The organism is Saccharomonospora halophila 8, from assembly GCF_000383775.1.
GTDB lineage: Bacteria > Actinomycetota > Actinomycetes > Mycobacteriales > Pseudonocardiaceae > Saccharomonospora > Saccharomonospora halophila.
Map to the genome: position 1 here is coordinate 143,208 of NZ_KB912506.1, position 11,378 is coordinate 154,585.

The following is an 11,378-nucleotide window of genomic DNA, read 5'->3' on the forward strand; positions in this document are numbered from 1 at the left end:
GCCACGGCCGCCACGGCCGGGTGCCACAGCACGGCTCCGAGGCCGCCGAGAGTGGTCGCGGCGGCCAACTCCGGGCTGTAGTAGCCGAGCGTGGAGCTGACCCGGTCGGCGCGGCTGCGGTGGGCCGAGTCGGCACGCCGGGCCAACTCGCCCTGCATGGTGGTGTCGACCTCGGTCGTGGTGGTGTCAGGCATGGCTACTCCCTCCGGCACGAGTCACAGGCGGGGTGAGTGCGGCCGATAGGCGGGTGTCGAGTCCGCGCAGCAGCCCGGCCAACAGGCGGGCAACGGCCACGAACGGCAGGCGCGCGGCGTGGATGAGCAGGTACAGCAGCACCGCCGCGGCGAACAGCGCCAGCCGCCAGCCGCCGTGGGTGGCGAGGATGTCGGCCATGCTCACGAGTCCTCACCCCCGTCGGCGGTCTGCGGGGCGTAGAGGAAGCCGAACAGGGCCTGTCGCAAGTTGGCGAGGTCGTGGCCGGTGGCCTGGTCCGCCGGGTAGCCGTGCCGGGCCAGTACCTGCGTGACGTCGAGCAGCAGCCCGACCGTGAACCGCGGGTCGGCCTCCGGGCGGGGCAGCGGGAACACCCGCTCGGGCCCTGCCTGCGGGGTGTTGGGCTCGTCTACCATCAGTCCTCTTCCCTTCGAGTCCGTTGCTGTCTGGTGGGGGAGCCCCGGGCCGGTTGTGTTCTTGGCGGAATGGGCCGGTCCGGGGTCAGCGGTGGTGTGCCAGCGCAGGGCCATCACGCGCCTCCTTCTCGGGCTTCACAGGCGGGCGGCGTAGGTGGACAGGGCCTCGCTGGCGTGGCCGAGGGCCTGGCGTGGGATCTGGAGCTGCTCGTCGAGGTGGGCGATCGCGGCCAACGCCTGCTCGGCCTCGGCCGAGCCGCTGCCCTGCAGCGCCTCCGTGAGCAGCGCGCGGATCTCGGCGGCCTCGGCGGCGGCCTGGCTGAGGGCGGCCTGGATGGTCTCGGCCTTGTCGGTGGACAGGCTGATCGCGTGGCGAACCTGCTCGATCATCGGTGCTCCCATCGGGGTGGTCGTGCTGCTGGCCGGAATGGCGGACGGAACGGACGAGGAGGGCGTGGCGGGCGGATCAGTCCGGGCCGCCCCGAGGTCGGGGCGGGGCAGGCAGTCGCAGTCGCTGGTGATGCTGAGCGCCTCGCGCACGATGTCGGACCACAGGCGCTGGGCGACGCCGGTGGCGGAGTGGAACGCGCGGGACACGGCCTCGGTCACCTCGCCCTCGAAGCCGGCGGCGGCGAGATAGGGCCGGGCGGTGTCGACATCATCCGGGCCCACCCAGTTGGTTTCCGCCGTGCTGGTGCCCCACCGGCGAGCCAGGCCCTCAAGCCACAGCGTTTGCGCCGCAGGGCCGATCATCGCGACCCGGACCCGCTCGACCGGCGACGTGCGCTCAGTCGGGAACCACCGCACCATGCCCACGTGCTGCCCCTCCGGATGCAGCCGTACCGTCCGCTCCCGCACCTCGTGGCCCAGGAACCGGGCACAGGCCGCGTGCGCGCCCTCGTGGATCAGTGTGGCCACATGCGCCACCGCAGACCCGTCCGACAACGCCCGCTCGCGGGTGAGCCCGAACGCCTCCGGCGCCACATCCACCGTGCTCATCACGCCACCCCCACCGAGGTGACCAGCGCCGCGGCGAACAACCACGCCCAATGCCACGACTGATCCAGCTGGTAGGCCCCCGTGCCCAGACTCGGGTTGTCATCCCGCCCCGGACGGGGAGCGCCCAGGCGGTAGAACCCCTCAAGCCGCAGCAGCGCGGCAAGCCGCGCCAACGTCGTGCGCCGGTCCGCCCAGTAATGCGTCACCGCCGACACCGCCTGGCCCGCGACGAACCCGGCCGGGGTGATCGACAGCCCCAGCACTGCCCACACCACACCGACCGCCACCGCGGTCACCACGGTGTAGCTGGCCACATGCTTGGCGCAGTTCCACCGGCCCACCCAGCCCGCACGACCCTTCCGGGCCGACTGGTGACTGGTCTGCACCCAGTGATCCGCCACCTGATGCGCCACCAACAACGACGGCAACACCACCGCGAACGTCACCGCCTCCACAGACGCCGCCATCACGCCACCTCCCCCGCCGAGTCGGCCACGTCCCACCGCGACGGCAACGCCCGCAACACCGCGCGCTCACCCCGCCGCACCGCACGCCACGCCCGACGCGCATCGAGAAACGACCGATCAAGCCGCACCGCCGCGGTCCGCTCCTCCTCGGCCAACTCCCGATCAACCTCATCGAGCAACCGCTCGATCTCCTCCCGCTCCACGTGCGCGTCCCCCTCCCGCTGCGCAGCGCAAACATCGATGTCCGTCGCCACAGCCACGACCTCGCGGGCCCGGCGACTTGTGATCCGTGCGGTCTTCATGTGCTTCCTTCCTGTCGATTGCACCGCTGACAGTAGCGCTATTAATAGCGCTTACGCAAGCGGCATAGCGAAGGGAACGTGTCGTTGTGTTGGCGAGTTGACCCTGTGTCGGGTCTTGTAGCGCTATCGTTGGCGCTGGTAGAAGCGCGTGTAGGAGGTCTTAGTGGGCAAGGACTGGAACGCGGTCGCCGAGGCCATCAACACTCGATTGGCCGAACTCGGGATGACGCAGGCGGAACTCGCGAGCAAGTCGCGGGTGAGTCCGGCGACCCTGCGACAGATGCAGCACGGCGTCGCCAAGCGGCGCACACCGCACACGCTGGCGGCGATCTCGGAAGCGTTGGGGTGGCCGTCGCGGCACCTTGAGCAGGTGTCCGAGGGCGAGTCCGTCGCTCCCGACCCAGACCGCGTCGCTCGACTCGAGAACGCTCTGGCTGACCTCGAACAGCGCGTGCGGAGGATCGAGGATGCGTCCGCGTCCTAACCCGCGAGCTGCTGGAAGAACGCGGCCACGCCGTCCGCTGCACCGCCTACCCAGGTCCCCAGGGTCTGCACCCACGTCGCTGCGTCGGCCGGGTGCTTCACCACCACGACCAATGCACCGAGCAGCAGCAGCGTGCCGAGCAGCTTCGGCAACACGCTGCTGCCACCGCCGGCGGCCGGCAGGACGGTCTGATTCTTCTTCGGCATGGCTTCCTCCCAGTCGATCCGTCACCGCGGATACGCCGGGGGTGAGCCCGGTGCGACCTTCGCGCGGTGTGCTGTGTTCCATGCCTTTCATTCAAGGCGGTGAACCGCTGACCAGCGATGAACCGACAGTGCACCCGCGATGCACTCGGCTGACAGTCGCCGAGGAACACGGGAAGGGAGCGTCGCCGTGGACGTGATCGATGTCTGGACCGGTCACCGGGCGAGTGCCCTGCAGAAGGCTCTCCGGCTGACCAACGAACGCTTCGCCGAACGCCTCGGCACGGCGGTGCGCACCGTGGCGAAGTGGAACGCCAACCCACAGGCGCAGCTCACCACCGAGATGCAGGAAGCGCTCGACACGGTGCTCTACGAAGCGCCTGAGCCCGCGCAGGCACGGTTCGGGCTGATGATCACGGCCGAGACCACTCCAGCGGACTCACCGAGCAACGCGGACCTGACGGAGGCGGAGAAGCGTCTCAACGCTGACCCGAACATCGGTGCCGGGCTCGCGTGGCTCGATCGGGTAGCCGAGTGGACACCCGGCACCGCCCGTCAGCGCGTGGCCGCCACCGTGGTCGAGCTCGATCCGATGGAGCTGCAAGACCGGGGCCAACGACGCAGCCGCATCGAACGTGAGGACATCGCCTCAGCACTCCACGCCTTCTACGCCGACATGCCGCCCGGCTACGGCACCTACAGCGCCCGCTACGGCGACGGTCAGCGGGTACGGACAAGCGTGCTCACCCGAGCCGACTGGCTTGATCTCGACTGCCCGCTCACCCCGGAACACGACCGGGCAGCCCTCGTCAGCACCCCGACACCACAGCCGACGGGCGATCCGCAGGCGATCGAGGGCGCGGTGCGGCGTGTGGCGGAAACGCTGGAGACGAACACGCGCATGGTCGACGCCACGCTGTACCGGCTCGCCGAGATCGACGTCAGCCGCGGGAAGCTGGCGGGAGCCTTCGGCATGAGCTCGTTCGTCGAGTACGCGCTCACCATGGACCTGCTCGAAGGCGAACTCGTGGACGTACTCGCCGGCGGCCAGGAGCCCACCGCCGAGACGCTCCCGCTACGGCAGCATTACCTCCCCGATGCCGCGACCGTGATCGACGTCAGCAACCGCCTGTGCGCGGGCGGAGCCCTGGCGCTGTGCGCCATCGCCCGCCCAGCCGGGCCACGCCGCGCCGAACCCGACTACCTGCTGTTGGTCCAGGAACGCGGCGGGCGTGTACTCAACGCCGCACGGCGGCTGGCGGTCATCCCGAAATGCTTCCACGAGCCCCTGACCGACTACCGCGACGACACCCAGATCGGAGCCACACTGCGGCGCGAGATGGAGGAGGAGCTGTTCGGCCGGGACGACGTCGACGGCACCCTCAGCGCCCAACGCAGGGCCGACCCGATGCACCCGAGCCGGCTCTCCGAGCCGATGCGCTGGCTCACCGACCACCCAGACGCCTGGCAGATGGAGTGCACCGGATTCGGCCTCAACCTCGTCAGCGGGAACTACGAGTACGCCAGCCTCGTCGTCATCCAGGACGAGACCTTCTGGAACACCTACGGCGGACACATCGAAGCCAACTGGGAATCCGACAGCCTCAAGCAGTACTCCAGCACCGACCACGACCTCCTCACCGACCTCATCGGTGACACCGGCTGGAGCAACGAAGGTGTCTTCGCCTTCCTCCAAGCACTCCGCCGCCTCAACGATCTCGGCGGTGACCGCGTCCACCTACCGACCGTTGGATGGGAGCTCGAATGACCCAGCGCGCCTGGTACAGCGGCAATGCAGCCGACGACGGGGCCGAGCACCGCGGCTGGATCCTCGGACACTTCCTCGACCCCTCAGCAGGAGAGCGGTCGACCGATACGCTCGAAGTCAAGTGGGGCGTGCACGAGGCAGGCGAGGAACGACCCGAGTGGGTCACCGGAGACAAGCGCACCACACTCGTGCTGCTCGTCCAGGGACACTTCCGTGTCCAGTTCCGCGACGGCGATGCGATCCTCTCGAGCCAAGGGGACTACCTTGTGTGGGGACCGGGCACGGATCACTCATGGCGAGCAATACAGAACTCCGTAGTGGTGACTGTCCGATGGCCATCATCATCAGGTAGTGATTGATCCGGAAGCGCCGAGCCTCAACTTCGCCCGCACGCTTTTAATACTTTGCCTCAAGTGATCTTTATACCAGATCATCCGATGCGAGCCACTCTTCCTGTCAAGAACTGAACTATCTACCCCAGACTCAAGCAGCATACATACTCGAACCACTGAGTATACGGACTCAGATAGCCAGTTCAACTCTTCCCCGGAGAAACGATGAGATTCTTCGCTCAAATGAGTTAGATGGTTCCTCACTTGCGCTAACGTGTAGGCCCACTTCCCCCTCTCTCCAATCAGCCCCCTAACGCTACTACCGCAAGATTGCGCCAACCCCTGAAGCCGCTTGTTGAGCGAAGGCTCGTTCGCATATCGCAACCGATTGATCAGCCACTCGTGATGTTCCTCTGGGGTCACTTCAAGCCACCTATCCATCTGGGCGTTATATGACCCTTCTTCCATCTCTTTTCCTCCATAGACAGCCCTATGGAAGGCTTCCGCAGCGTAAGTTACGTTAAGGAACCGATTTTCGGCGAATATCTTATCTGCGTGCCTTACGCTCATGAATGACTCAAGCGAACGCCTAAAACGCCGATGCGAGTCGATCCATCGCGCGACCCCGTCGATACCACCGAGTTCTTCAAAGCTTAGCAACATATCATGATAATATCGTGGTTTCCGCTCTTGAGGGGGTGTATAACGGATAGGTAGGTCAAGCAACTCGATAGCCTGCGGGCCGAGATTTCCTCCTGCCAAATCTTGTTTACGGAGGGACGTCGACTCCAAAATGCACCTGTCGACCGCGACATGACCGTCCATGCAAAGGATCAACAGGTCATGCACCGCACCGACATCTTGCCAGATAGAGCTCAGCGGTTGGTCTGTAGCGTATTCAATAGTGATCGTCGGCCACTCCTCGAGATGAATTTCCCGCCTCCGGAGCGGACAATGCCGTCGGTAGGATAATATGATCTTCCCTCGATCGAACCAGCTGAGCTCTTTTTCGGGAACTACGTAACTGGCACTGAATACCTCGTCCTGCACATCGCTCGCCCTACCGGAGTCCATCTTATACACGATGCCGGACTTGCTAGCCCAATTACCAAGGTCGCTGAAGCTGAGCGTCACAGCTTTGAACGACGAGTCATCGACTTCAATGTGCGCACCTAGGAAGATTCGATTTCCAATAATGCTGGTACTATTGACTCCGGGGCTGGATACCTTCGAAGAAGAGGTGAAGCATCGGTCGACTGTCACTTTCTTTTTCCCGACCCATCCAAATATTCGCTCAACATCGCGCATTCCCATTGAATCGGCATCACTGAAAGAGCCGACGAGCAGCAAGGAGATTTCAGATTCCTTGGGATTGAAGATTAATCTTCCAGAAAGCTTATCGTCCTCCCTCCCAGGGATCCAGAATGTTCCTAGCTCATCGAGAGACTCCAACATGGCGTCCTCCATCCATGGCCTTACTGTGAGCGCGCGATCATACTCCGACCGACCCGACCGGAGGTTGTAGACCGTTACGTCTCCGGGCGTCCGCTGATCGAGTCCGGCCAATATCTGGCCACAGCGCCGCTACCTCGTGTCTGCTTGTGTGGGTTTCCGCAGTTCAGCAGCGTCAGAGTGCCCTATGGCGCCCAACCCTCCGGAGGCAGGTGTCGCAGGTTCGAATCCTGCCGAGGGCGCCCAAATCAGAAGGTCGCGAACGCATCGGGACCGTGTTCTCCGGGCCGTAGGCGAGATACGCCCCGCGACGGTTCGTCCTGAATCACATTCCGGATGAACTCGGCATCGTGTCCGATTCCGTCGCGTTGTACCGCCGCCGCAGCACCGAGGCGGTGTGCGTGTCCGCGGGGAAGAAGGACTCGATCGCGAGTTCGGCGACGGTCACGTCGAGCGGGGCGCCGAAGGTGGCCACGGTACTCACGAAGGCGAGGTCGCCCTCGCTGTGCCGGACACGCAGCGGTGTCACCACGTCGCCCTGGCCCGGCGTCTCGACGACGGGTTCCGACTGGTCGCACGGGTAGGCGCACAGCTCGTCGTAGAGGGCGGCCAGCTCAGGGTCGGCGGTGCCGGTGATCTGCCGGTGCAGGCGGGTGAGCAGATGCGCACGCCACTCGCCGAGATTGACGATGCGCGGAGCCATACCGTCCGGGTGCAGGCTGGCGCGCAGCACGTTGACCGGTGCGGTCAGCAACGCTTCGGCGAGCCCGTCGGTGAACAGCGTGACACTCGCGTTCGCATCCACGAGGTTCCACGCACGGTCGACGACGACAGCCGGATAGGGCTCGTGGCCGGTCACCACCCGACGCACGGCGGCACGCACGGCCGACATGGCAGGCTGTGCCAACGGTGTTTCGCCGTAGCACGGTGCGTGGCCCGCGGCGAGCAGCAGTTGGTTGCGCTCGCGCAGTGGCACGGTGAGGTGTTCGGCGAGGCGCAGCAGAACGTCGCGACCCGGCCGAGCCCGCCCCGTCTCCACGAAACTCAGGTGCCGAGTCGAGATGTCGGCCTGCGTTGCCAGTTCGAGTTGGCTCAGCCTGCGATGTCGGCGCCATCGACGCAGGAGCTCACCGGCGGTCGGCCGGTCGTGCCTGGTCCGGGTCATCGGGTACTCACCGTGACAACGGTATGGGCGGTGTTGTGCGGATGCCATTACCTCTCGGGTAATCGACACGAACGTCCGCGACGGCGACCGTGGTCCTGTTCGCCCACCCGGAGGAAGAACGATGACCACGACGAATCCGCACCGGACGGCCCGGACGCTGCACACGCTCGTACCCGCGGCGCACACCCTGGGCATCGACGTGCTCAGCTGGACCCCGGCGGAGACCCGACTCCGGCTCGCATGGGCCCGGGAGCTCTGCACAGCCGAAGGTGTCCTGCACGGTGGCGTACTCATGACACTGGCGGACACTGCCGGAGCCGCGTGCGCGTATGTCGGCCTTCCGGACGGCGCCACCACGACGACGATCGAGTCGAAGACCAACTTCTTCCGAAGTGTCGGGCACGGCGACGTCGTCGCGTTCGCCCGCCCCCTGCATCGGGGCCGAAACATCATCGTGGTCGGCACCGACCTCACCGACTCCGCGGATCGCCCCGTCGCTCACGTCGTGCAGAGTCAGACCGTGAGCACCGGCTGACGACTCACGGCACCGGTGACGTCGGCCCCCGGCCCGAGGTCACCGCCCGGCCGTACCTGTGCAGGCTCGTCGACGACCCGCCGACCGCGGCGTCGCAGGACCGCGAAGTCGCGATCATTCCGTCGCGCCGCACCTCGGGCACCTGGCCGTCAGAGCGGGTCGAGGCGGGCCTTCAGCAGGCAGAACGCATTGCCCTCGGGGTCGGCGAGAATGTGCCAGGGCTCCTCGCCGGTCTGGCCGATGTCGGCCGGGCGGGCCCCGAGCGCCAGGAGACGTTCGAGTTCGGCGTCCATATCGCGGTCGGTGGCGTTGACGTCGATGTGCAGCGGCAGCGTTCCGGCCTTCGGTTCGGTGCTGGGACGAAAGATCAGAGTCGGCTGCGGTCCGCCGAAGCCCTCCCGCGGTCCGATCTCGATCGCACCGTGGTCGTCGGGGTCGAGCACGACGAAGTCCAGAACGTCGCACCAGAATCGCGCCAGCCACTCGGGATCGTGGCAGTTGAGCACGAGCTCACTGATACGACACGCCATTGACCGCACCTACTCTCAGCGGGGAAACCAGGCCGCGGGTGGGTTCCTGGACTTCCCCCCCCAGCGCGACCACCCGGAACGTACCAGGACGAAGCGAGCGGTCACGAAGAGTTTTGATCGCGGAGGCGCCCGGCCACACATGCGACGCGGGAGGCGGCCGACTCCACACCACTGCCTCGGAGTTCGCTTCCGGTCCGGGGACCCGCGCCCATGGCCGGGAGCGCGGTCGACGCTGCACGGCCGTCAACTCGCGGCCGTGCAGCGTCAATTCGCAGTCGTGCAGCGTCAATTCGCAGTTTTGGGGTGTCGACTCGCGGGGTCGGGGTCAGCAGTTCGGGGCGCGCCAGAAGCGGGTGGACTTGTTGCCGACGTGCACGTGGTCGTTGTGACCCGGATAGCCCGGGCCGAGGATCTCCTCGAAGCCCGCCGAGCGCGCCGAGGACCACATCTGACACTGTGTCGGGCCGCTCGCCAGTCCGAGGTCGGCCGCCCGGCCGTACATGTGCAGGCTGGTCGAGGATCCGCCGACCGCGGCGTTGCACGATTCGCTGCGGAAGCCGGAAGTGATCACGAGCGGGCGGTCGCCGAGCTCGTGCCGCAGCGCCTCCAGTTGCCACATGACCCGGCGGATGTTCTCCCGCGCGGTCGCCGCGGACACCTTGCCGCCGTAGTAGTTGTTCGCCCCGCAGTTGTCGTTGAACTCGGAATGGCTGAAGTGGATCGGCGTGCAGTCGGCGTCCTGCAACGCGTAGATCTGGTCGTAGGTCTGTGGCCCGGCCACCCCGTCGACCGCCAGTCCGTACCCGCTCTGGAATCGCTGCACGGCGGCCTCGGTCGCGGGGCCGTACTGCCCGTCGATGGCGAGTGTCTCGCCGTAGCTCACCCAGCCGGCCACCCGAATCTGCAACTGCGCGACATCACTGCCGCTCGCGCCGCGTTGCAGGGTGCGGTCCCAGGTGTAGCAGGAATCGGCCGACGCCGTCGGTGGCGCGGTGACCGCGACACCCGCCAGACCTCCGACCGCCAACGCCAACGCGGCGAACAGAGTCGCGGCACGTCTGAACATTTCGCCTCCTCGGGACCGGTTCGGACCTCGTCGGGGCGTCATGCTCATCGTCCGTGCCACACCGGGACAACACGCGCCGGTGATCTCCAGCCGAACGGGCGCCGCCGGTCGTCGTGGGCCGGACGCCGTAGCCTGGCCCCCGCGATGACCGGCGGGGCCGAATTCGCCGTGACGGGTTCTCTCGTCGCCCGGTGGAGAGGAGCCGCTCGGGGTGCGGGTCAGCCGTCCGGTGTCGGCTCCGACGTGCCGTGTTCGCGTTCGTGGTACTCGGTGACGGCGGCGAAGGCCCGGGCCCCGTACACGGTGGCGGGGCCGCCGTCCATCATGAAGTTCACCCCGATCGCCTCGGCCGCCTCACCCGGGGTCGCGCCGTTGCGGACCGCGCCCTGGGCGTGGGCGGCGATGCACCCGTCGCACTGCCTGCTCACCGAGACGGCGAGCGCGATGAGCTCCTTGGTCTTCGCGTCGAGCTCCCCCGCGGACATGACGGCGTCGTGGAGCTGTTTGTACCCCTCGTACGCGCCGGGGATCCACCGGCGCAGCTCCCGGGTGGGAGCCCCCAGTTCGTGTCGCACCGCCCTGCCGTAGCTCGTCATCGACGCCTCCGTGTCACTCACCCGTCCGAGGATGTCCGGACCATGCACGGATGCCCCGCATACGGCACGGCCACACCCTCCGATGATCACGGTACGCGGGATCGGGCGCACCACGGAACCGGAACGTGGCCCGACAGGCGTGGGGCCCGGTCCCTTCCCACCGGAAGCGACCGGGCCCCACCCGAGGAACAACCAGCCCCGCAGGAGGCGTCCGGGCCCCTCAGTAGCCCTGGTAGCCGCCCCCCTCGGCCATCGAGGCCAGACCGGGGTGCTCGGCGAAGCCGCCGTAGCGGTCGAAGGTGTAGCGCACACCCGCGATGATGTTGTCGACCGGGTCGTAGATCTCACCGTGGCCCGGCAGCTTGTAGGCGTCGAACGTCGGGTCGATGGTCTGCATCAGGCCCTTGGACGGGGTTCCACGCTTGGCGTTGATGTCCCAGTTGTTGATGGCCCTGGGGTCCCCGCTCGACTCCTTCTCGATGATGGTCCGGATCTCGTCGACGTGCTCGGTGGAGACCGGGGTGCCGTTGTCCTGCAGGATGCCGATGGCGGTGCGGATCCAGCCGTCGAGTTCGTCGACCGGCTCCACCGCCGCGGGAGCGGGCGCGGGTGCCGCACCACCGCCCTTGCCCTCGGCGCCGGCCGGCTCGGCCGGCTGGGGCTCGCCCTTCTTCGCAGCGGGGTCACCACCGTCGTCCTTGTCCGCGTCCGCGGGGGTGTTCTCCCCCTTCGGGTCGCCGCTCTTCGGAGCGGGCTGCCCACCGCCTGCGGGTTCACCGCCGCCGTCGCCGCCCTTGGCCTCGGCACGGTCACCGGCGTCGTCCGAGCCGGCGTCGGGGGAGCCGGCGCC

Annotated in this window: 17 protein-coding genes; 4 read left to right on the forward strand and 13 right to left on the reverse strand. The window is 67.1% G+C overall.

Annotation, left to right across the window (positions count from 1 at the left end; all coding sequences use genetic code 11):
- The 6 genes from SACHA_RS25025 to SACHA_RS0106775 all read right to left on the reverse strand — a co-directional run.
- A partial coding sequence (locus SACHA_RS25025; protein WP_034240101.1) for a hypothetical protein occupies positions 1-194 on the reverse strand: 194 nt, incomplete at its 3' end.
- A complete protein-coding gene (locus SACHA_RS0106755) occupies positions 187-399 on the reverse strand; it encodes a hypothetical protein (protein WP_019808216.1) in 213 nt (70 codons plus the stop codon). The genes SACHA_RS0106755 and SACHA_RS25025, both read right to left, overlap by 8 nt.
- Positions 396-629, reverse strand: a complete 234-nt coding sequence (locus SACHA_RS0106760; protein WP_083935789.1) for a hypothetical protein — start codon at positions 627-629, stop codon at positions 396-398. The genes SACHA_RS0106755 and SACHA_RS0106760 overlap by 4 nt, the downstream gene beginning before the upstream one ends.
- A gap of 135 nt (positions 630-764) precedes the next feature.
- Positions 765-1,628, reverse strand: coding sequence for a hypothetical protein (locus tag SACHA_RS0106765; protein ID WP_019808218.1), 864 nt, complete (start codon positions 1,626-1,628; stop codon positions 765-767).
- Entirely contained in the window at positions 1,628-2,095 is a 468-nt protein-coding gene (locus tag SACHA_RS0106770) for a DUF3307 domain-containing protein (RefSeq protein WP_019808219.1), read from the reverse strand. The genes SACHA_RS0106765 and SACHA_RS0106770 overlap by 1 nt, the downstream gene beginning before the upstream one ends.
- The gene (locus tag SACHA_RS0106775; RefSeq protein ID WP_019808220.1) at positions 2,095-2,397 is read right to left on the reverse strand and encodes a hypothetical protein; all 303 of its coding nucleotides are present in this window, start codon (positions 2,395-2,397) and stop codon (positions 2,095-2,097) included. Before SACHA_RS0106775 ends, SACHA_RS0106770 begins: the two co-directional genes overlap by 1 nt.
- 163 nt (positions 2,398-2,560) lie before the next feature.
- Between SACHA_RS0106775 and SACHA_RS0106780 the strand changes: the two genes are divergently transcribed.
- Complete coding sequence (locus tag SACHA_RS0106780; protein ID WP_019808222.1) at positions 2,561-2,881, forward strand: helix-turn-helix domain-containing protein; 321 nt, start codon at positions 2,561-2,563, stop codon at positions 2,879-2,881.
- Here SACHA_RS0106780 and SACHA_RS0106785 read toward each other — a convergent pair.
- Complete coding sequence (locus tag SACHA_RS0106785; protein ID WP_019808224.1) at positions 2,878-3,087, reverse strand: hypothetical protein; 210 nt, start codon at positions 3,085-3,087, stop codon at positions 2,878-2,880. The two genes, SACHA_RS0106780 and SACHA_RS0106785, sit on opposite strands and share 4 nt — an antisense overlap.
- Positions 3,088-3,274: 187 nt before the next feature.
- Here SACHA_RS0106785 and SACHA_RS0106790 point away from each other — a divergent pair, with 187 nt between their 5' ends.
- Positions 3,275-4,852 carry a hypothetical protein gene (locus SACHA_RS0106790; RefSeq protein WP_019808225.1) on the forward strand — a complete coding sequence of 526 codons (1,578 nt, stop codon included), beginning with the start codon at positions 3,275-3,277 and terminating at the stop codon, positions 4,850-4,852.
- On the forward strand, positions 4,849-5,211 hold the full coding sequence (locus SACHA_RS23750; RefSeq protein ID WP_083935791.1) for a signal peptidase I: 363 nt from the start codon (positions 4,849-4,851) through the stop codon (positions 5,209-5,211). The genes SACHA_RS0106790 and SACHA_RS23750 overlap by 4 nt, the downstream gene beginning before the upstream one ends.
- Here the strand turns inward: SACHA_RS23750 and SACHA_RS24355 are convergent.
- Entirely contained in the window at positions 5,197-6,651 is a 1,455-nt protein-coding gene (locus tag SACHA_RS24355) for an ApeA N-terminal domain 1-containing protein (RefSeq protein ID WP_157601614.1), read from the reverse strand. The genes SACHA_RS23750 and SACHA_RS24355 overlap by 15 nt on opposite strands.
- 310 nt (positions 6,652-6,961) lie before the next feature.
- The gene (locus SACHA_RS0106795; RefSeq protein ID WP_019808227.1) at positions 6,962-7,801 is read right to left on the reverse strand and encodes an MmyB family transcriptional regulator; all 840 of its coding nucleotides are present in this window, start codon (positions 7,799-7,801) and stop codon (positions 6,962-6,964) included.
- Between the two features lie 121 nt (positions 7,802-7,922).
- Here SACHA_RS0106795 and SACHA_RS0106800 point away from each other — a divergent pair, with 121 nt between their 5' ends.
- A complete protein-coding gene (locus SACHA_RS0106800; protein WP_019808229.1) occupies positions 7,923-8,336 on the forward strand; it encodes a PaaI family thioesterase in 414 nt (137 codons plus the stop codon).
- Positions 8,337-8,485: 149 nt separating this feature from the next.
- Here the strand turns inward: SACHA_RS0106800 and SACHA_RS0106805 are convergent, their stop codons facing one another.
- The 4 genes from SACHA_RS0106805 to SACHA_RS26025 all read right to left on the reverse strand — a co-directional run.
- Complete coding sequence (locus SACHA_RS0106805; protein WP_019808231.1) at positions 8,486-8,866, reverse strand: VOC family protein; 381 nt, start codon at positions 8,864-8,866, stop codon at positions 8,486-8,488.
- Positions 8,867-9,191: 325 nt separating this feature from the next.
- A complete protein-coding gene (locus SACHA_RS0106810; RefSeq protein ID WP_019808233.1) occupies positions 9,192-9,932 on the reverse strand; it encodes a M15 family metallopeptidase in 741 nt (246 codons plus the stop codon).
- Positions 9,933-10,150: 218 nt separating this feature from the next.
- On the reverse strand, positions 10,151-10,528 hold the full coding sequence (locus SACHA_RS0106815) for a carboxymuconolactone decarboxylase family protein (protein WP_019808235.1): 378 nt from the start codon (positions 10,526-10,528) through the stop codon (positions 10,151-10,153).
- Between the two features lie 220 nt (positions 10,529-10,748).
- Positions 10,749-11,378: transglycosylase SLT domain-containing protein (locus tag SACHA_RS26025; RefSeq protein WP_019808237.1), on the reverse strand; the 630-nt coding region annotated here is incomplete at its 5' end.